This is a genomic window from Streptomyces sp. NPDC007929 (genome assembly GCF_042959065.1).
In the GTDB taxonomy this organism is placed as follows: domain Bacteria; phylum Actinomycetota; class Actinomycetes; order Streptomycetales; family Streptomycetaceae; genus Streptomyces.
In genome coordinates, this window is record NZ_JBIBKD010000005.1 from 129029 (window position 1) to 148866 (window position 19838).

A 19838-nucleotide genomic window follows, 5' to 3' on the forward strand; every position below is an offset into this window, starting at 1 on the left:
CGGGGTCCCCCTCAGGTTGTAGGGGTAGGGCCTGCTGCACCTCCTACAGGTGGAGCGCCGGCCCCGGGGTACTGCGGGTTCACCCCTGCGGGTCGGCGGTGAGGACGAGTCCCGACGTCGGTACGCCCGTCCCCGCCGTCACCAGGACCCGCTCCGCCCCGGGCACCGGGTTCGCCGCGGTGCCCCTGATCTGCCGGACGGCCTCCGCGATGCCGTTCATGCCGTGCAGGTACGCCTCCCCCAGCTGGCCGCCGTGTGTGTTGAGGGGCAGGTGCTCCTCGGCCACGAAGTCCGCCGCCTCACCGGGGCCGCAGAAGCCGAACTCCTCCAGCTGGGTCAGCACGAACGGGGTGAAGTGGTCGTAGAGGATGCCCACGTCGATGTCGGCCGGCGCGAGCCCCGAGGTCCGCCACAGCTGCCGGGCCACGACCGCCGCCTCGGGCAGGCCGGTCAGGTCGTCGCGGTAGAAGCTCGTCATCTGCTCCTGGGCGCGTCCGGCGCCCTGGGCCGCCGCGGCGATCACGGCGGGCGGATGCGGCAGGTGGCGGGCCCGTTCGAGCGAGGTGACGACGAGGGCCTGGCCGCCGTCCGTCTCCTGGCAGCAGTCCAGCAGCCGCAGCGGTTCGGCGATCCAGCGCGAGGCGGCGTGATCGGCCAGGGTGATGGGGCGGCCGTGGAAGTGGGCCGCCGGATTGGTCGCCGCGTACTTCCGGTCGACGACCGCCACATGCCCGAACGCCTCGGGGGTCAGCCCGTAGGTGTGCAGGTAACGCTGGGCGGCCATCGCCACCCACGAGGCCGGGGTGAGCAGGCCGAACGGCAGCGACCAGCCGAGGGCCGCGCCCTCCGCCGAGGGTTCCCGGTGGCGCACCCCGGAGCCGAAGCGGCGGCCCGAGCGTTCGTTGAACGCCCGGTAGCAGACGACCACGTCGGCCACGCCCGCCGCGATCGCCAGGGCGGCCTGCTGGACGGTGGCGCAGGCCGCGCCACCGCCGTAGTGGATCCGGGAGAAGAAGGAGAGCTCCCCGATGCCCGCCGCCTGGGCGACGGTGATCTCGGGGCTGGTGTCCATGGTGAAGGTGACCATCCCGTCGACGTCGGCCGGGGTCAGCCCGGCGTCCGCCAGGGCCGCCCGCACGGCCTCCACGGCGAGGCGCAGTTCGCTGCGGCCCGAGTCCTTGGAGAACGCGGTGGCCCCCACACCGACGACGGCCGCCCGCCCGCCGAGTGCGTCCCGCCTCCTGAGGCTCATGCCGGGACCCTCACCGTCACGGTGCCGGTGACATGGTCGCCGAGGCCGTTGGCGCCGACGACCCGGACGGTCGCCGTGTCGCCGTCGACCTCCTCGACCGTGCCGGTCAGGACCATGGTGTCGCCGGGGTGGTTGGGCGCGCCGAGCCGGATGGCGACGCGCAGCAGCTGTGCCCGTGGGCCGAAGTGGTCGGTGAGATAGCGGCCGACCAGGCCGTTGGTGGTCAGGATGTTCATGAAGATGTCGGGAGAGCCCTTCTGCCGCGCCAGGTCCGGGTCGTGGTGGACGTCCTGGTAGTCGCGAGAGGCGATCGCCCCGGCGATGATCAGGGTCCGGGTGATGGGAATCTCCAGCGGCGGAATCCGGTCACCGGGCTTCACGGCGTCACGCCCAGGGGTCCGGTCACCGGGCTTCACGGCGCCACCCTCGGACAGGCGGGCATCGGGCTTCACCGCGTCACCCCCTGGAAGACGGGCAGCACCAGTTCGTCGTCGTAGCGCCGGAACTCCAGCCGTACCGGCATGCCGATCCGGACCTCGCCGTAAGGGACGCCCACCACGTTGCTGACGATCCGCACCCCCTCGGCCAGCTCGATCAGCCCGACCGCGTACGGCGGTTCGAAGGCCGGGAAGGGCGGGTGGTGCAGGACGACGTAGGAGTAGACGGTGCCCTCGCCGCTCGCCTCGACGGTGTCCCAGTCGGGGGAGCCGCAGCTCGCGCACCCCGGCAGCCAGGGGAAACGCAGGGTCGCGCAGGCGGTGCAGCGCTGGATGAGGAGCGCGTGGCGGGCGACGCCCTCCCAGAAACCGGCGTTGTCGCGGTTGACGACGGGTCGGGGGCGGCGTTCGGCTGGCTTCGAAGGCCGGTGCGCGGGGGCGTACTTGAGGATGCGGAAGCGGTGGGTGCCGGCCGGCTCGCCGCCCGCGCGGACGTCCGTGCGGGTCGTGATGAAGTAGCCCGCCCCGAGTTTCGTGGTCTTGCGGCCGGACACCGACTCGATGACCGAGTCGAACGTGATCTCGTCGCCCGGGCGCAGCGGGCGCAGGTACTCCTGCTCGCAGTCGGTGGCGACGACCGCGTGGTGGCCCGACTCGTCGAGCAGGGTGAGGAGTTCGTCGTAGGCGGCGGTGCGTTCCGGGCGGCGGGTGAGGCCGGCCATCGTCCAAGCTTGGAGCATGGTGGGCGGAGCGACGGCGTCCGGCCCCGTGTACGCGGGGCTGGTGTCGCCCATGGCCTCGCACCAGTGCCTGATCATCGGCTCGTTGACCGGGTCGCGGCCGACTCCGGTGGCGGCGGCCGACCGGCCCTCGTAGGCCTTCAGGCGCGCCTCGAACTCCTCGTGGACCTCCGGCTCACCACTCACGGTTTCTGACTGTCCGTCAGATACGGTTCTCCGTCAAGACCCCGCGGCCCTCCCCAAGACCCCGCGGACGCGAGCACGCCTGCGCGGCGGTACCGGAGTACCGCCGCTCAGACGTTTGTCACCCCCACGAGACACCCCCCACGGCCCCCGGGCCGATGCCGCCGCACCGGCCCGGTCAGCTCACCACCACAGCGGGGAGAAGCTGACGGCGGTGTTGGCGTTGCCCTGGTTGACGGCGGTGAACTCCGAGCCGGTGACCTGGGCGGTGTTGCTCTGGTTCGAGGCGCCGTCCCCTACGGCCTGCTGCTGGGTGGTGGCCCCGTTGCCGAAGTTGTCGCCGCCGATGCCGCTGCCGAGGATGCCCTGCTCGGCCTCGGTGGCGGACGCGATGGATCCGTTGTCCGCGAAGGCGCCGCTGTCCGCCGTCGCGACCCCGGTGAAGAGGGCGGCCGCGAGCGGAAGGGCGGAGACGGCCGCGATGACGCGGGCGGTACGGATGCTTGCCATGTTTCTTGTCCCTCCAGGACTTTCGGGAACCGAGAACGCACCGGCCGATGACCGCCGGGTACGTGAACCACTGCTGTCACCAGGGAAGTTGGCCGACCGCCCCGGTGCGGTGCTCGACGTCGCGAGTCCAGAGTTGCCCACCGAATCCCCGGCGAACCACACCGGAAGCCGCGATTCGCACGCAAGCGTGAGGACATGTCGATAAACCCCCGTTCGTCACATCCGTACCGGACGGGACCGGAAGGGGGCGTTCGAACCCGGGTGCCGCAAGGGAAGAAGCGTCCCGGCACACCCTCGGGCCGCTGCCCGGCCCCGGCGCGCCGCACCCGATCCCCCTTTCCTTTTTCGAACGTACGTACGAAACTAGAGGCATGGCCACCACCGACCGGCAGGCCACGACGCTGGCCCTCGCACACGCCCTGTCAGCCGCCGAACGCGGACTGGCCGTCATCCCCCTGTCCCGCTCCAAGCTCCCGGCCCTGCGCTCCCCGCACCGCGACGAACCCGCCCCCTCCCCCTGCCACGGCGCGTGCGGGCGCCTCGGGCACGGGGTCTACGACGCCTCCAGCGACCCGGACCGCATCCGCGAGCTGTTCGCCGCCGCGCCCTGGGCGACCGGCTACGGCATCGCCTGCGGGCTGCCCCCGCACCATCTGATCGGTCTCGACCTGGACGTGAAGACCGGCACGGACTCCTCGGCCGCCCTGCGCGAGCTGGCACTGCGGCACCTGTTCACGATCCCGCCGACCGTGGTCGTCGTGACGCCCTCGGGCGGGCGGCACCTGTGGTTGAGCGGCCCGCCCGACGTGGTCGTCCCCAACTCGGCGGGCCGCCTCGCGCCCGGTATCGACATCCGGGGGGCGGGCGGCTACCTCGTCGGCCCCGGCTCCCGCACGGCCCACGGTGTGTACGCCGCCGCCCCCGGCACGGCGCACCTCGCCCCCGCCCCCTGCCCGCGCTCCCTGCTCCGGCTGCTGCTCCCGCCGCCACGCGCCCACCACCCGGTGTCCGCGGCGGCCGACGGACACGGCCAGGGCCTGATCCAGTTCGTCCTGGCCGCGCACGAGGGCCAGCGCAACACCCGCCTGTTCTGGGCGGCCTGCCGGGCCTACGAGAACGGCATCGGCCCCGCACTGTTGACCCCCCTGGTCGACGCGGCGCTGCACACCGGCCTGTCCGAACGGGAGGCTTGGACGACGATCGCGTCGGCGGCCCGGATGACGGGGCACCGGCCGTGAGCGGGGGCCCCGGGGCGGCCCTGCGCTCCGGGCCGTTCGAACGGGGGGCTGGACCGGGCGACCGCCTCGGCCCACCGAGGGCAATGCCCCACCACGACCGACAAGCCACCTCGGCCCACCGAGATCAAGGCTCCACACCACGACCGACAAGCCACCACGCTCCCCCCGCCGTGCCCCAGGCCCCGCCCATTCCCCCCAGCGGAAGAGCTCGATGCACCTCCACGCACCATCGCCGGTCCCGGCGCCCCGGCAGGCGAGAACGCCGGCCCTGGCGCTGGCCCGGCTCGTCCTGGCCTCCGGCCGCCCCGTGGATCTGGCCGAGCTGTGCTTCTCCTCGACCTACGGCGAGCTCCAGGACGGCTACCCCTGCAAGCCGCTGAACGACCTGCGCATCCGCGACCTGCTGCGGGCCGCCGAGCGGTGCCGCCCGGGCACGCCGGTGCACCTGGTCCCGCCCCGGCGCGAGTACCCCGACCAGTACGCGGGCGGGCTCGGGCCGGTCGAGGTGCTGCCCGCCGTGGCCTGTCTCGGCACGTTCCACTCCACGGCCCTGGACCCGGCTCGCGACCCGGTCGCCTACGGCTCGCGCCTGACCGTCGTCTGGTTCCAGGCCACCCCGCGCCTGCCCTCGGACTGCGACGCCGAGCCCGCACTGCGCGACCTCGACTGGCCGATTCTGGCCCGGGACACCCCGGCACGTCCGTAGGGTCGTCCGATGAGCTCTTCCCGTACGGAACTGCTGCGCCAGCAGTTCGAGTTGACCTGGTCGCTGTTCGAGTACCACCTGGAGCTGCTGGAGCCCGGCGACTTCCTCTGGGAGCCCGCGGCGCATTGCTGGACGATGCGCCGGGGTCCCAAGGGCACCTGGGTGCCGGACTGGGCGGACACCGAACCCGACCCGGTGCCCGTCCCCACCCTCGGCTGGGTGAGCTGGCACCTCGGATGGTGGTGGAGCGTCACCCTCGACCACGTACAGGGCCGCCCGCCGCGCGACCGCGAGGACGTCGAGTGGCCCGGCGAGGGCGCCCCCACCGTGGAGTGGCTGCGCGGCCTGCGCACGGAGTGGCTCAAGGTCCTGGACGACGTCACCGGCCCGGACCTGGACGCCGCGGCCTCGTTCCCGGTGCCGGACGATCCCGAGTACACCGTCGCCCACATGCTGGCCTGGGTGAACGCGGAGCTGATGAAGAACGTGGCCGAGATCGGCCAACTCCGGCTCCTGCGGGCGGCGTCCGCGCACAGCGAGACACGATGACCGCACGAGAAGAGGCGCGGTGACCGCACGAGAAGAGGCCCGGTGATCGCGTACGGCCCGGCCGCGTCCCGCTTCCCCGGCCGCGTCCCGTCTCCCTGGCCGCGTCCCGTCTCCTGGCCGCGTCCCGTCTCCCCGGCCCCGTCCCATTTCCCCGGGCGCGGCCACCCCGTGCGTGGCATCGTGGGGGCATGAGCATCACCGTCCGGCCGGCCCGGGACTTCGAGGGCGTCCGTGCCGTGCTCGGGCCCAAGTCGCCCGGGGCGAACGTCTGCTGGTGCCTGAGCTACCGGCTCCCCTCCCGGCTCAACAACGAACTGCGCGGCCCGGCCCGCGGCGAGTACGTCGCCGGACTGTGCCGCGAGGAGCCGCCCCCGGGTGTCCTCGCCCACGACGGTGACGAACCGGTCGGCTGGGCCGCCGTCGCCCCGCGCGCTGACACCTCGTTCGCCCGCAACCGCAAGATCCCGCACATCGACGACCTGCCGGTGTGGTCGCTCTGGTGCGTCCGGGTCCGCCCCGGCCACCGCAAGCAGGGCATCTCGCACGCCCTCATCGCCGGCGCCGTCGAGTTCGCCCGGGAGCGGGGCGCACCGGCGATCGAGGCGTACCCCCTGGACAACGGCGACGCCCGGGTCGACCTGACGATGGCCTACGCGGGACTGCGGAAGAACTTCGAACGCGCCGGCTTCGTCCACGCCGCCGACACGACGTCGGTCCTGGCCGGTCATCCCCGGATCCTGATGCGCCTCGACCTGCGCTGAGAGGCGTCTTGGAGCGCACAGAAAAACGCTCGACCGCTGGCGACGGGGGATGCACCAGCGGTCGAGCTATGGCCAAGGGTAACAAGCGCTTGCCCACCATGAGCCGACTGCCCGTCAGGAAGCCCAGGTTGTGACCCGTATCACGCAACTGCCGTGACCGCCGGAGCCGTTGGGCGGGACGGCCCCGTCAGCCGTCGCACGGCGGATCGTAGTCGAGCCGGGGCAGGTACTCACGCCAGGTGTCCGGCGTCAGCACACCCCGCGTCATCGAGCAGATGCGGCGCACGGCCGTGTCGACGTCGAGGTCCCAGAGCCTGATGGTGTCCGAGCCGCTCGACACCCCCAGCATGTGGCTGTTCGGGCTGAACGCCAGGAACGTGCCCGTCTTGGAGTTGGGGCTCATCGACTGCCCGATCGCGGTGGCGTGCGAGGGCTCGGAGACGTTCCACAGCCGGACGGTGCTGTCGTTGCCGCCGCTGGCCAGGGTGCGGCCGTCGCGGCTGAAGGTCAGCGACACGACCGCCTCCGTGTGGCCGGTGAGCCGCGCCTGCTGGGAGGCCCCGGCGGGGTTCGCGATGTCCCAGAGGCGGACCGAGTTGTCGTCACCGGCGCTGGCCAGGGTGCGGCCGTCGCGGCTGTAGGCGAGCGCGTTGACCGCTCCGAGGTGGCCCCGCAGCGGCTTCCCGATCAGGGTCGCCCGGCCGGGGGCGGTCACGTTCCACAGCCGGATCGTGCCGTCCGCGCTGCCGCTGGCGAGCGTCCGGGCGCCCGAGCCACTCTGGCCGCTCGGGCCGCTCGGGCCACTCGGGCCGCCCGGGCTGAACACGAGGTGGTTGACATAGCCCTTGTGGCCGGTGAGGGGCCTGCCGAGCGGGCGCGGCCGGGCCGGGTCGGCCACGTTCCACAGCTGGATGGTGCGGTCGTCGTAGGCGGTGGCCAGGAGCTGCCCGTCGGGGCTGAAGGCCAGTGGGTCGGCGTAACGGATGTGCAGGGGGAGGGGAGAGCCGCGGCGGACCGGGCGTTCGGGGTTGCCGAGGTCCCACAGCTCGACCACCCGGTCACTCGTCACGACCGCGAGGGTGCGGCCGTCCGGGGAGAACTCCAGCGAGCGCACATCGCCCTTGCCCGGGCGGAACGGTGCCCCCTGCCGCACGGGCTGCCCGGGCCTGCGCACGTCCCACAGCCGGATCCGCCCGTCCCGTGCGGCCGTCGCGAGCAGCCGGCCGTCCGGCCGGAACACTCCCGTCCGGCCGGTCATGTCCGCCGTCGGCAGCGACCACAGGCGGACCTTGTTGTCCCCCGCCCCGGTGGCGAGGGTGCGCCCGTCGGGGCTGAAGCCGAGCGCGTACATCTCGCCGCTGCTGCCCGCGAGGGGCCCGCCGACCTGCGACGGGTACTTCGGGTCGGTGACCTTCCACAGGCTCGCGGTGCTGTCCGCGCTGGCCGCGGCGAGCATGTTCCCGTCGGGGCTGAACGCCACCGACCAGACCGGCCCGGTGTGACCGGTCAGCGGCGCGCCGATGGGGGCCGGGCGGCCCGGACCGGCCATGTTCCACAGTTGGACGGTGCCGTCCGCGCCGCCGCTGGCGAGGGTGCGTCCGTCGGGGCTGAAGGCCACGGAGTGCACGGTGGCCGTGTGCCCGGTCAGCGGCGACCCGGCGGGCTCCGGGCGGGCCGGGTCGGACACGTTCCACAGCCGTACGGTGCCGTCGTCGCCGCCCGCGGCCAGGGTCCGCCCGTCCGGCCCGAACGCCACCGACCGCACGGCCGCCGTGTGCCCGGTCAGCGGCTCGCCCAGCGCCCGCGGCCGACGCGGGTCGGCCGTGTTCCACAGCCGTACGGTGTGGTCGTCGCCCGCGGAGGCCAGCGTGCGCCCGTCCGGGCTGAACGCGATCAGGTAGATCGTGCCGTCATGCCCGGTCAGGGGCTTGCCGAGCGACTTCGGATGCCCAGGGTCCGACACGTCCCACAGCCGTACGGTGCCGTCGTCGGAGGCGCTGGCGAGCGTACGGCCGTCCGGGCTGAAGACCGCGCTGCTCACCCAGCTCGTGTGTCCGGTGAGCGGCTTGCCCAGCGGCTCGGGGCGTCTGGGGTCGGAGACGTTCCACAGCCGTACGGTCCGGTCGTAGCTGGCGGTGGCCAGGATTCGTCCGTTCGGGCTGAAGGTCGTGAGGTAGACGGCGCCGGTGTGACCGGTGAGGGGGGTGGAGAGCGGGGCGTTCACGATGGAGATCAGGCGGCTGTTCGCGCCCTTGTCGTCCGGCCGCAGACCGTGTGCCACCAGGTCGAGCTGCGCGGACAGCGACGGATCAGTGTCCTGCACGCGGTCGGACTGGGCCAGCACCTGCTCGAAGACGGCCTCGTCCCGCTGCTGCCAGGCGACGACGGCCGACCCGACGGCCACCATCGCCAGGGCGACGAGCGTGGCCACCGCGCCCCGGCTGATCCAGATGATCCGCCTGCGCAGCCGGACCGACGCGGCCAGGAACTCCACGGCGCTGCGGGTCAGGAACGTGTCCCCGGCGGATCTCGCCCAGCCGTGCGCCTGCTCCAGCCGGGAGCCCCGGTAGAGCAGCGAGGCGTCGCGGTTCGACTCCTCCCAGGCCCGGCCGTCCTCCTCCAGGCGCTGGCGCAGCAGATTGCCCTGCCGGTCCTCGTCGATCCAGTCGCGCAGGCGCGGCCAGGCGTGCAGCAGTGCCTCGTGGGTGATCTCCACGGTCTCCGCGTCGAGCGTCACCAGCCGGGCGCGGACCAGCGCTTCGAGGGACTCCTCGGTCTTGCCCGGGTCGGTCGACTCCGCGGCGAGCTGACGCCGGGTCCCGCGGCGGCGCGTGGCCTGGGTGTCCTCGCCCAGCCGGACCAGGCGGAGCAGGAGCAGCCGGGCGGCGGTGCGCGCGGCGGGGTCGAGGCCGGTCCAGGCCCGTTCGGCGGTCGCCGCGACCGCGCCCTGGATGCCACCGGCGGCGCGATAGCCGGCCAGGGTGAGCCGGCCCCCCTTGCGGCGCTGCCAGGTGGCGAGCAGGGCGTGCGAGAGCAGCGGCAGCACGCCGGCGTCGTGCGCCCCGCGCGGGCCGTCCGTGCTGACCTCCCGGACGATCAGCTCCGCGAGCCCCGGCTCCAGCTCCAGGCCGACGGCCTTGGCCGGACCGGTCACGGCCTCGCGCAGTTCCGTGGTGGTCAGCGGCCCGAGCACCATGTGCCGGTGCTGGAGTGCGTCGGCCAGCTCGGGATACCGCAGGCAGCGGTCGTAGAAGTCGGCGCGTATGCCCAGCACGACGATCGCCGGGGCCCCTTCGCCCGGTGCGGCGGGTGAGCAGGCGGCGTGCAGGACCTCGACGAACGTACGCCGGTCCGCCTCGTCGGGGCAGAGGGTGAACGTCTCCTCGAACTGGTCCACGATGACGACCGGCCGGGCTCCGGAGGGGTCCACGCGCCGGGCCCACGCGGCGACGGCGGCGCGGACGGTCGCGGGGGAGGGCGGATCGGGGTGTTCTTCGGGGGCGGGGTCGGCTGTGGGGGAGGGCGGATCGGGGTCGACTGTGGGGGAGGCGTCCGAGGATCCGGTTCGTTCGGCAAGGGACGCGTCCGTCGCCGGCGCCCCCTCGGCCTCCTGAGGTGGGACCGCGGCCGTGACTGCGGCGGCCAGCTCGGGGATGCAGCGCCCCAGTTCGGCCAGCGGATCGCCACCCGGCACGAGCTGCACGACCTCACGCGCCCGTCCGCTCCCGCCGCCGCTCCCCTCATCGCCGCCGTCGACGTCACCGCCCAGCGCACCGTCCCGCAGGGCGGGCACCAGGCCGGCGTTCAGCAGCGAGGACTTCCCCGCCCCCGACGCACCCACGAGCATGACCAGCCCGCCCGCCCCCGCGACGGACCCGAGCTGGGTGACGAGCGCGTCCGTGCTCCGTTCCCGGCCGAAGAACCACCGGGCGTCCTCGCGCCGGTAGGAGGCCAGTCCCCGGTACGGGCACACCCCGCCGGGCGCGGACGCACTCTCGTCGGCGGACCGCTGCCGTTCCTCGGCGGTGGACGCGGACGCGGCAGGACGCTCGCCGACCGGGTCGGCCACCGCGCGCTCCCAGAGCCGCTGCCACTGGCCGAGGTCGTACAGCCCGGGGGAGACCGGCGTGGGCCGCGAGCGCCGCGCGTCGGGGATCAGCACGTGCAGCACCGCCGCCAGGGCGGGGAACTGGGCGGGTACGTTCCGGGCCCGCCGCCAGTCGCTGATGCGCTGGGCGGACACCCGCACGGGCCGCCCGCGTTCGTCGACGCGCTGGAGCCGGACGACCGCCTCGGACACCCGCTTGAGGGGAGGATTGCCGGCTTCCTTGTACAGCAGTGCGAGGCGTTCCGCGAAGGCGGTGCGTGCCCCCGAGTCGGAACTCAAGGTCTCAGCTCCTTACTTCCACGCCTGGACGTCCGGACCGGAAAACTCACTCTATATGGCTGACCTGCGGCTATACCCTCCGCCAAGCCCCGGAACCTCCTCCTCCGTGGCCGGAAATGGCAGGATCCGGACGCAGTAGAGCACCCATCCGGTCAGCTTCCGTCCGTGCCGGACGACGGCAGCTCCACCGTCCGGTACCGGTCCCCACGAGGGGAGGGACCGGTGCCGGACGCCGTGGTGAACCACCCCGCCGGTCCCGCTCGATCCACCCTGGAAAACTGACGACCCGTCAGCTATGGTCGCCCTGCCGTACCGCTTCCGGAGCGATGTACAGGGGTGAGCGCAGTGGAGTCACGTCCCGAGAGCCCACGACCACAGGGTGCTCCGCGCTGGGTCGCGATGTTCTACCGCCCGGCCACGGGCACCTGGCGAACGGCCGCCCAGGCCCCCCACCGCACACCCGTCCTGTACGCCCTCGGCGAGATGACCCACACCCTGCGCGCACGGGGCGACGAGGTGACGGTCGCCCTGTGGGGCCCCAGGGACGGCGCATGGCACCGCTTCGACACTCCACGTCACCCGACCCCCGCTTCTCAGCCCGATCCCGCCCCCGCGGCCCCGCCCTCCCCCGCCGAACCGGCCAAACTCACGGAGCGGATGACCGGCCGCCGCCACCAGGTCCTCCTGTCCGGCCTGACCAAGGCGGGCTTCTACGACCTCTCCCCCGAGGACGACACGACCGTCCAGGCCCTGGTCGACCGCCTCGACGAGGCCGCCGTACGACGGGTGGCCCACTGGCTGGCGACCGCCGCGGACAGGCGCTGACCGGCCCGGTTCAGCCCGCGCCCCACTGGGCAGTCAACTCCCGACGGCCATGGATTCCCTGGCCCCGACGCCGTCAGAAGGGAGACAGAAGAGGCATGAGGATCTCCGTCGACCGCGACCTCTGCTACGGCTCCGCCGAGTGCGCCCACCGCGCCCCGGCGGTCTTCGACTTCATCGACGGCTACGGCGTCGTCCGCCCGGGCCACGAGGAGACAGGCGAGAACCCGTCGATCCTGGAGGCGGCCGAGAGATGCCCGAGCCAGGCGATCAGCATCGCCCGCTCGTCCTCACCCCCGGGCCACCCCTAGGTGTGCAGCTGACGGATGCTGACGGATGCCTGCACCGAGCCTGCTCGCGGTCTTCGCCCACCCCGACGACGAGTCCCTGTCGGCGGGCGGCGTCCTCGCGCGCCACGCGGCCGAGGGCGCACGCACGGCGGTCGTCACGGCGACCTGGTCGGCGGACACCCCGCGCGCCGCGGAACTGGCCGACGCGCTCCACATCCTGGGCGCGGGCACCCCGCGCATGCTGGGCTACGCCGACTCCCGCGTCCCGGACTCGGCTCCGGGCAGGCCGCGCTGGTGCGAAGCGCCGCTGGACGAGGCGGTGCGGGAACTGGTCGCACACCTGCGGGACTTCCGCCCGCAGATCGTCGTCACGCATGACGCCTACGGCGGCCTGACCGGCCACGAGGACCATGTGCACACCCACCGAGTGGCCACGCTCGCCGTCACAGCGGCCGGTCTGGAACGTCTCTACCCGGACGCGGGAGAGCCCTGGCAGCCGAGCGCCCTCTACCTGTCCACGCACTCGCACGCGGCGGTCGGGGCATGGGGCGGACACCTCGCCGACGTGGGGAAGGCGCTGCGGACGGTCCCCGGCGAACGCGTCACCGCCACCGTCGACGTCACCCCCTGGCTGGACCGGAAGGTCGCGGCGATCCTGGCGCACCGCACGGAGGTGGCGCGGGGAGCCGCGCCGGGCCTGGTCGCCGCCCTGCCCGGGCCCGAAAGGGAACGGCTGCTCGGCACGGAGTACTACACCCGCCACGACCCGTCACCCACGGCCCCGGCACAGACCGAACTTCTCTCATAACGCCGCCGGCGCCCCCCACCGGAGGTGCGAGAGGGCTTGGGCCCTGGCCTCCACGACGGCCATGCGTACCTCGCGCTCGGCACGGTCCGTGTGGGCCGGCTGTCCCGTCACCTGCCCGGCCCACTTCCGGTACAGCAGGCCCACCTCGGCCGAGAACCAGCCCCGGCTCACCGCGTTCAGGGCCAGCAGGAGCCCGGTGTCCTCCGAGGCGGGCAGTGCCATCCAGCCGCCCAGGGCGAGCAGCAACTCCCGTCGTACGAACAGTGAGGCGGGATGCACGGGCGCGAGGAAGCCGTTCGCCTTCCAGTGCGCGAGCACCTCTCCGCGCTCGATCGGCCCCTGGTCCGGATCGCCGGGGAACCCTCCGGTCGACCCGTCGGGCAGGAGGTCGAGCACCCGCGACGTGGCCCAGCCGAGGTCCGGGTCACCCTCCAGCACGGCGAGGTCCCGGGCGAGCGCGCCCGGCGTCAGCTGGTCGTCGGCGTCGAGGACCTTCACGTACGCCCCGTCCCCGTGGGCCAGCGCCATGGTCCTCGCGACCCCGGGCCCCCCGGCCCGCCCCTGCCGGAACGTCACCCGAGCGTCGCTGGGCACATGCGGCAGGACGTCCTCGCTCTCCCCGTCCTCCTGCACGACCCAGTGCCACTCCCAGCCCTGGGGGAGTCGCTGCGCGCACAGCGACGCGTAGGCCTCCGGCAGGAACCGGGCGTGGGGGCCGTGCACGGCGGTGACGACGACGATGCGCCGACTCACGGCGACGCTCACCCACCCTTCTCCGACCGGCACGCCCTGGTGATCGTAGTGCTCAGTGCGCGTCCGGCGGCCCGGCCAGTTCCAGGACGAGGTGATGGCCGCCGACCAGGTCGATCCCGGTCCGCTCGCGCAGCAGCTTGATCGCCGCGATCTGCTGCCCGTTGCCGAGCAGCGCGGTCAACTCCCCGACCAGCGGGGCATCGAGCGTACGCAGCACGTCCAGCGCCTGACCACTGCTCGTGGGCAGCGCCTGCCCCTCGACCAGCAGCTCCAGGGCCTCCCGCGCCGCCCCCCGCTTGAGCCACGACCCCTTGCGCAACCGCCGCACGGCCTTCCCGGCCCGCCCCTCCCGCACCAACTGCCGCGCCTCGTCCTGGGCCTCCTGCCCAACAGGCGTGATCATCGCGGCGGTCCGGGCCTTGCTGTTCGTCATGACACTCCTGCGTCGTGAGGGGACTCACGCTGGAAGACGACACAGAGCCCACCCCCGTTGCCCCACACGAAAGGGGCGCCTCTCTCGCCGAGAGGCGCCCCTTACCTACTGCCACATCCATGACCTGCGCGGAGGCGGTGGGATTTGAACCCACGGTGACATCGCTGCCACGACGGTTTTCAAGATCTCTCGGCGGTACGGCAGGCCGGTGACTCTGCCGCAGGTCAGACGGGTACGAGCACCCTGGCGGAGCCGTCGTCATCGTCGTCGTGCCCCCTACGTGCCCCAGGCGGCACGATTGTGCAGGCTCAGCCACCAGTCGCAACGGGAACGATCACCGCCGCGACGGCCGACAGCAGCCCTGCCACAGCGAGGGCGCCATTGAACTTCTCTTTGGCTGTCGGGAACACGGAGCGACTCGCGCTCCCGACCTTGCTGCGCAAAACGATCATCTTCATCTTCTGCCACCGGTGCTGACGCTTCGGACAGCCCATCAACACGCCGTAGGCGTTGTTGCGACAGTAGGTCTGCCCATCCCGGTTGAGGGCTCCGCACCAGACAGGCACTTGGAAGGCCGCATAGGCCGAGAGACGCCAAGTGACAATGCCACGATCACCGGCAAGGACCACTGCTGGCTCCAAGCAACGATCAGAGCCGCGGCCACCATGTATCCCCAGTACAGATGCACCACTTTCCCCATGAGCACGCAGAGTATCTGTGCATATGCACAACGCATAGGTGTGAATTGGCCACGGCGAACGCCCCTGGTCGTGTTGCTGACCAGGGGCGTCACAAGTGCAGCGCGTCTCAGATCCCTTCTTGCCCTCCGAGCCACGCATCGGCCGCCTCCGCCACCTGGTCGTCACGACCGGCGACCGGCCGGGCGTAATGGCGAGTGGTGGCGCTCGCGTTCGAGTGGCCGAGCCGGTGAGCGGCGGTCATCACGCCGTACCGGTCGGCGACCCAGGTCCCGTGCGAGGCCCGGAGGTCATGCGGGGTCACGTCGGTCAGCCCGGCCGCCGACACTGCGGGGTCGAAGTAGGCCTTGCGCCACTGGTTGTAGCGCAGAGGCTTGCCGCCAGGCGTCGTGAACAGAAGCGCGTCATCCCCTCCGGGCAGGGACTCAAGGTGCCGGCGGCCGGAGCAGTGGCGTGCGCGGGGAGTTCCCATCCCGCCTGCCATCGACCCAGGCAGAGCCGAGCAGACGCGGCCCCTGGCGTCCAGGTCGTTCGTACAGTGGCGCGCTCCACCTGGACGCCAGGAACCACGCCCGCTCCACGGTGTGTGGGTCGACGGCAGACGGGATGGGAGCTGGGGTGAGTGGTGGGTTTCGGCGGAGCCGATCGTCGTAGCGCAGGCGAAAGCCCGGCAGGTCAATCGTTGTCGGCCGAGATGTCCGAGCGCATGGCCCCTCTGGTCTCCAGACGCAGTTCCAAGTACCTGCGTGTCAGTTCCTCAAGTTCATCACTATCAAGACGCGCCCCCGCGCTCACGGCATCGCGCATCATTCGCACTGCCCGACTACATTCCTCAGCTGGGCGAACGACGGAGGGCGGCGCGAGAAGCTCCAACTCATGGCGTGATGCGTAGCAGTGGGTGTAGGCCGACCGTGTCAGCCGGTACCGCTCGCCCGCATCGAGGCCGGGCGTGGCAGCAATGTTCCGCAGATCGCTGCCAGCTTGGGCATGAGCCGCGAGAAACCTTGAGTAAAGCTCCCGCCGTGTCCTATCCCACTCAGACACCGCCTCTCGCCGCGCTCTTCGGTGCTCCACGAGAAGTGCCGATCCCAGAGCAATCACGCCACCAGCAAGTGTTGCAAGTAGTGATATCCAGGCCACTTCGGAACGGTACAAGCGTCGGACGCGGGGGCCCAGTGGGCGTGCCCCAGCCGTGCCCGACAAAGCGGTAAGCAACGGGGAACCCCGGGCAGTCACAGAGTCCCAGCATGAGAACGGCCCCCGACCAAACATCCAGGTCAGGGACCGTTCTCACTGCTCAACCACGCGGAGGCGGTGGGATTTGAACCCACGGTGACATCGCTGCCACGACGGTTTTCAAGAGCGCTGTGTAGCGCGGCGCTGAACTGCCGTTGACCAGGGAGTTTACCGGCTACCTCACCAGTGGGGGGCCCGAGTTGGCCAGAGGATGGCCGCAAGGCGATCAGGCATCATTCACCGACCCGGCTCCGCCGACCTTAGTGAAGGGGCGTCCTATCCGAACGGGTTGCCGCCCTGTGCCTGGACTGCGGCGGTGACTGCTGCGAGATAGGCGGCGTACGTTTCCCGCTGGTTCCATGTGAAGAGGACGGTCCGCGAGTTGTTCGCGATGGCCTTCTGTGCCTCGGCGGTCGCTATCCGGAGCTGTCCGCGGTCCTGCTCGGTGGCGAGCTGTACGTACCCGTTCACGAGGCGGGTGGGCTCCTTGCACTGCACCTTGATGACGTCGCGGAGGGGGATCACGGAGTCCCTGGCCCCGGTCACCTTCCCCATGAGCTTGCGCTTGATCTCGGCACGATCCGCATGGAGCGTCACCGTCGCGACGTAGCCCTTGAAGACCTGGGATTCGGGCTGAGGTGCAGGCTCACCCTTGGAGAAGTCGTATGCCATTGGATCAGTTTGCCGCTTTGCCTGACGATCTGAGCCAAGTATGCCCGCAGTTGTGCGGTGGAGCGTCAGCAGAGAGGGTCCGAGCCATGGCAGACCTGCCGGCTCACGCGATTGTCATGACACCGGGCCTTCGTCGTCCACCGCATCCTCCTCGCGGGGGTCGACGCTGGCGGGATCGGGGTCCTGCAATAGCTCGAAGCGGCGTCGCTGGGCCAGCTCGTGCTGGATGGCCCGTTGCCGCTTCGACTCCGTCCGCTCGGAGAGGGGTGGGAGAGGATCGGAGCGGATGTAGGCCGAAAGGAGTTCAGTCAACTCGTCCGCCAACTCCGCGAGCCAGCTCACCGCGAACAGGTGCCGCACCCCGGCAGCCCTGAACTTCCGCATGACGCTCAGGAGGTCCCTCATGCGTGTGCGGAGTTCCCGGTCAGGGATGCGGGCCACGGCCCTCTGGACCCTCTCCATGTGGCCGAACACGGTGTCCAGGTACTCGGCGCTCTCGTCGGTGCGCATCGCGGCGACTTCGCCCCTGACGGACTCCAAGAACTCCCCGAGCGTGATCAGCTCGTTCAGGGCCTTGTCCGCCGCCTCTTGTCCGATCTCCAGGAGCCGGGACTCACGGGCCTGCTTCCTCTGGTGAGACAGGGTGAGCCACACACCCCCAAAGGACGACGCGCCACCAACGAGGGCGCCACCGAAACCGATCAGACCGGAGAGCACTTCAGGTTGCATGACGATCATCATGCCGACGGGATCAGTCGCGTGGGACTGATCCCGTCAAGTCCTGGCTAGCTAGCAGGCGACGGAGCGCGCCCTGCTCTCGGACCACTGGACGAATAGTCGATCGGCGGCCTGAACAACTACCAACACGATCACCGTCACCACCAGCCACGTAGCTTGCTTGAGAATCCCCGTGAGCGTCTCGCCATTGATCACGCACGCTAGGCAAGTGGCGAGGAAGATCAAATAGATGTTGCGACTGTCAGTGCCGTATGCGAGGGTACGAGACAGCATGCCCCCTCCAAGGGGGGCGATTGCACTGCGAGCCGGGCTGGACGTCACACGTTCTCCTTGTGTTCGTTAGAGGGGCGCCCGAACTTCTTTTGGCGAGAGGCGGGCGCCCCTTCCTGTTGTGTTGTGCCGCCAACGCTAGCGCACGGCACTGACAGATTTTTTTCGACCAATGGCTGCGTCGTGGAAAGAGCATGACGGCACATCAGCGATACGCCAAGCAGGTTATCCACAGGTGCACCTCAAAACCTGTGGATAACCATGTGGAGACTGTTCATAAACCTGTGTGAGCACACCGATAAATGAACACCACACATCCCCTGACCTGCGAAAACGCCTTTCTTGGCGTGTGACGGATGTCACACAACCGTGATCGAATCTATGACTTCCGGCGTTGTCAGTGGACGGGTATATAATCCCGAGCTTTCACCGGATTAGTGACCCGTGAGTAACAAGAATGACAGCCTCCGAACCCTGGGGCACTCTGACCGAACACGCTCGTTGTCAGTGGGTGCCTATATAATCCCGGCCCGTTCCATGAGTGATAGAGGCTGGACAACCTTCAGGCAGATCCCGGAATGCATTATTCCGAATGCGAGCTTCCGAATAATTCGGGTTCAGGCAAAAGGAAAGAAGGGCCCGGCCTGGAGAGCCGAACCCTTCCTCTACCTGCGGTTAAAGAGTGCATGCGACGAACGCTGACTGAGAGCCCGTCACGGCTGACCAGCGCGTTGCCCTCTCTGAGCCGGCACCTCGGAGTGCGCGGCTGCATCTGTGTGCGGCTCTGCGGTGGGAGAGATAAGCAGGGGAGCATCAGGCATGACCAACTCGCCCACCGGCCGTTGGGCCAACCATCCCGATCGTCGGTGCGACGGCTCCTCCGTGCGCACGTGCCTGAAGCGCAGACGTTCGTAGTAAGCGTGCAACTCCGTGTTCGTGCGCCAGGTGTCGATGCGCACCCAGGTGCGACCTTCCAGTGCTGCCAGGCGGCACATCCAGTCAATAACCCGCGTGCCGAGGTGCCGCCCGGATGCTTCGCGCGCAACGATCAGCTTGTACAGGTACAGGGCTGATTCGGGGCGGTCGGCGTCCCTCCAGAAGTCGCGATCGACGGGGCCGCGACTCACCGTCGCGAGCACTCGGTCGTGCTCACCAACGACGACCCACGCACGCCCCTCATCTATGCTGGCCCGCCACTTCGTGATGGCCTTCTCGCCGGTCTCAGGATCGCTCCACTGGTCCGTGCCCTTGGTTCGGAGCCACTCCTCTGCCTCTGTTCGAAGAGCCAAGAGGGCGGGTACGTCCTCCGCCGCTGCGGGGCGGAGGTACTCAGTCGGTGCTGACTTCATAGAGGATCTTGTGCCTGTCTCCGGGGAGGATGGTGACCATGCAGCGGAGGGGACGGCCGTCCGCGTCATAGCCGGTTCGGGTGTGCTCTGCAATTGGTGTGGCCGCAGGTAGGGCGAGTAGTTCAGCCTCCTGGCGAGTCGGCATGCGGACGGAGATCTCGTCCCTGTACTTGGCCTGCACAAGCCCAACGGAGGCCAGTACGCCGCCGGGTGCGGAGACGTCGCGCGGCTCCATCAAAGGGGTGCCGGTCACGAGGTCTTGAGGGAAGTACGAGTCGGCGAGGGCGTAAGGCCGGTTGTCTATGTACCGGACACGCTTACGTGCCACGGCCAGGCCGTCTGCGGGGAGTTCGAGGCATTCGCGGACGTGGGGCGGCGGCTCCACGATCGACACTGTGATGTCCTGGCGGGGGGCGTTCCCGTTCTCCGAAATCGCACTTGCCCACTGGTCACCGGCGGTCTGCCCTTCCACCGCTGTGGCGTGGCGACTCCGGCTCTCCAGCGTCGTCCAGTTCCATACGACCGGTGGGTAGTCCTCGCGAACGTACTTCCCCTGCCCCTGCCCCGTGACTACGAGTCCTTCCTCGATCAGGAGGCGGACGCCGGCGCGGATGGTCTCGCGACTGTAGCCGTACTGGCCCATCATCTTGGATTCGCTGGGGAGTGCCTCACCGCCCCCCAGTTGTCCGGACTGGATCTGTTGGCGCAGGTCAGAGGCGATTTCCTGAGCCTTTGTCATACCGCGTCGCACCGGTGATGCATCTCCTCTACTCCGACTCCTCCGTACAAGTTAGACCAGGGGGCTTGACTCTCCAAGCACGACTCGTGCAATCTCTTGCCCAGCGGCACTCCTCCAGACAAGCCGGACGGGGTGTCACGTACGGTTCGCCCGTACAGGCTGCGCTGGAGGAAAGCCCTGCAAGGGGTCAGTACGAAGGGAGCGGCGGTTGATTGAAAAATGAACAGTGATCGTGCGGGGCCGACGCGGGAGCGGCGGTCGCGGTAG

The 19838-nt window shown here is 70.6% G+C and carries 20 protein-coding genes and 1 pseudogene; 7 read left to right on the top strand and 14 right to left on the bottom strand.

Translation table 11 applies throughout. The annotated features are described in order from the left end of the window. Positions 1 to 79: 79 nt before the first annotated feature. The 4 genes from ACFZDE_RS18040 to ACFZDE_RS18055 all read right to left on the bottom strand — a co-directional run bounded on the left by ACFZDE_RS18040 (position 80) and on the right by ACFZDE_RS18055 (position 3122). Entirely contained in the window at positions 80 to 1252 is a 1173-nt protein-coding gene (locus tag ACFZDE_RS18040) for a lipid-transfer protein (RefSeq protein ID WP_391200650.1), read from the bottom strand. Then, positions 1249 to 1632, bottom strand: coding sequence for a MaoC/PaaZ C-terminal domain-containing protein (locus tag ACFZDE_RS18045; RefSeq protein ID WP_390999103.1), 384 nt, complete (start codon positions 1630 to 1632; stop codon positions 1249 to 1251). The genes ACFZDE_RS18040 and ACFZDE_RS18045 overlap by 4 nt, the downstream gene beginning before the upstream one ends. 68 nt (positions 1633 to 1700) lie before the next feature. Next, entirely contained in the window at positions 1701 to 2615 is a 915-nt protein-coding gene (locus tag ACFZDE_RS18050; RefSeq protein ID WP_391200652.1) for an OB-fold domain-containing protein, read from the bottom strand. 180 nt (positions 2616 to 2795) lie between these two features. Further along, complete coding sequence (locus ACFZDE_RS18055) at positions 2796 to 3122, bottom strand: hypothetical protein (RefSeq protein ID WP_391200654.1); 327 nt, start codon at positions 3120 to 3122, stop codon at positions 2796 to 2798. 371 nt (positions 3123 to 3493) lie between these two features. On the opposite strand from ACFZDE_RS18055, the gene ACFZDE_RS18060 reads away from it, so the two are divergent. The 4 genes from ACFZDE_RS18060 (at position 3494) to ACFZDE_RS18075 (ending at position 6376) form a co-directional block, all read left to right on the top strand. After that, positions 3494 to 4360 (top strand): bifunctional DNA primase/polymerase, encoded by an 867-nt coding sequence (locus ACFZDE_RS18060; protein ID WP_391200656.1) that lies wholly within the window; start codon positions 3494 to 3496, stop codon positions 4358 to 4360. A gap of 211 nt (positions 4361 to 4571) precedes the next feature. After that, positions 4572 to 5066 carry a hypothetical protein gene (locus ACFZDE_RS18065; protein ID WP_391200658.1) on the top strand — a complete coding sequence of 165 codons (495 nt, stop codon included), beginning with the start codon at positions 4572 to 4574 and terminating at the stop codon, positions 5064 to 5066. A gap of 9 nt (positions 5067 to 5075) precedes the next feature. Then, entirely contained in the window at positions 5076 to 5615 is a 540-nt protein-coding gene (locus tag ACFZDE_RS18070; RefSeq protein ID WP_391200660.1) for a DinB family protein, read from the top strand. A gap of 188 nt (positions 5616 to 5803) precedes the next feature. Continuing rightward, a complete protein-coding gene (locus tag ACFZDE_RS18075) occupies positions 5804 to 6376 on the top strand; it encodes a GNAT family N-acetyltransferase (RefSeq protein ID WP_390998303.1) in 573 nt (190 codons plus the stop codon). 187 nt (positions 6377 to 6563) lie between these two features. Here ACFZDE_RS18075 and ACFZDE_RS18080 read toward each other — a convergent pair whose 3' ends face one another. Further along, positions 6564 to 10763 carry an AAA family ATPase gene (locus tag ACFZDE_RS18080; RefSeq protein ID WP_391200662.1) on the bottom strand — a complete coding sequence of 1400 codons (4200 nt, stop codon included), beginning with the start codon at positions 10761 to 10763 and terminating at the stop codon, positions 6564 to 6566. Between the two features lie 345 nt (positions 10764 to 11108). On the opposite strand from ACFZDE_RS18080, the gene ACFZDE_RS18085 reads away from it, so the two are divergent. From ACFZDE_RS18085 to ACFZDE_RS18095, 3 genes are all read left to right on the top strand, one after another. After that, entirely contained in the window at positions 11109 to 11588 is a 480-nt protein-coding gene (locus ACFZDE_RS18085) for a hypothetical protein (RefSeq protein WP_391200664.1), read from the top strand. Between the two features lie 95 nt (positions 11589 to 11683). Further along, positions 11684 to 11896, top strand: coding sequence for a 4Fe-4S domain-containing protein (locus ACFZDE_RS18090; protein WP_391200666.1), 213 nt, complete (start codon positions 11684 to 11686; stop codon positions 11894 to 11896). Positions 11897 to 11921: 25 nt separating this feature from the next. Further along, entirely contained in the window at positions 11922 to 12683 is a 762-nt protein-coding gene (locus tag ACFZDE_RS18095) for a PIG-L family deacetylase (protein ID WP_391200668.1), read from the top strand. On the opposite strand, the gene ACFZDE_RS18100 is transcribed toward ACFZDE_RS18095, so the two are convergent. From ACFZDE_RS18100 to ACFZDE_RS18140, 9 genes and pseudogenes are all read right to left on the bottom strand, one after another. Next, the gene (locus ACFZDE_RS18100; protein WP_391200670.1) at positions 12678 to 13448 is read right to left on the bottom strand and encodes a glycosyltransferase; all 771 of its coding nucleotides are present in this window, start codon (positions 13446 to 13448) and stop codon (positions 12678 to 12680) included. The genes ACFZDE_RS18095 and ACFZDE_RS18100 overlap by 6 nt on opposite strands. 40 nt (positions 13449 to 13488) lie before the next feature. Beyond that, positions 13489 to 13869 (bottom strand): hypothetical protein, encoded by a 381-nt coding sequence (locus ACFZDE_RS18105; protein WP_391200672.1) that lies wholly within the window; start codon positions 13867 to 13869, stop codon positions 13489 to 13491. A 308-nt stretch (positions 13870 to 14177) separates the two neighbouring features. Continuing rightward, positions 14178 to 14510: a hypothetical protein gene (locus ACFZDE_RS18110; protein ID WP_391200673.1), complete on the bottom strand. Its 333-nt coding sequence runs from the start codon at positions 14508 to 14510 to the stop codon at positions 14178 to 14180. 166 nt (positions 14511 to 14676) lie between these two features. Continuing rightward, a pseudogene (locus ACFZDE_RS18115) lies at positions 14677 to 15003 on the bottom strand (tyrosine-type recombinase/integrase); the annotation flags it as partial. Between the two features lie 1076 nt (positions 15004 to 16079). After that, on the bottom strand, positions 16080 to 16475 hold the full coding sequence (locus ACFZDE_RS18120) for a hypothetical protein (protein WP_391200675.1): 396 nt from the start codon (positions 16473 to 16475) through the stop codon (positions 16080 to 16082). 114 nt (positions 16476 to 16589) lie between these two features. Further along, positions 16590 to 17216: a hypothetical protein gene (locus ACFZDE_RS18125; RefSeq protein ID WP_391200677.1), complete on the bottom strand. Its 627-nt coding sequence runs from the start codon at positions 17214 to 17216 to the stop codon at positions 16590 to 16592. 48 nt (positions 17217 to 17264) lie between these two features. Continuing rightward, positions 17265 to 17486: a hypothetical protein gene (locus tag ACFZDE_RS18130; protein ID WP_359143659.1), complete on the bottom strand. Its 222-nt coding sequence runs from the start codon at positions 17484 to 17486 to the stop codon at positions 17265 to 17267. 710 nt (positions 17487 to 18196) lie between these two features. After that, positions 18197 to 18772: a GNAT family N-acetyltransferase gene (locus ACFZDE_RS18135; RefSeq protein ID WP_391200680.1), complete on the bottom strand. Its 576-nt coding sequence runs from the start codon at positions 18770 to 18772 to the stop codon at positions 18197 to 18199. Between the two features lie 40 nt (positions 18773 to 18812). Continuing rightward, the gene (locus ACFZDE_RS18140; RefSeq protein ID WP_369196807.1) at positions 18813 to 19583 is read right to left on the bottom strand and encodes a GntR family transcriptional regulator; all 771 of its coding nucleotides are present in this window, start codon (positions 19581 to 19583) and stop codon (positions 18813 to 18815) included. Positions 19584 to 19838 lie beyond the last annotated feature (255 nt).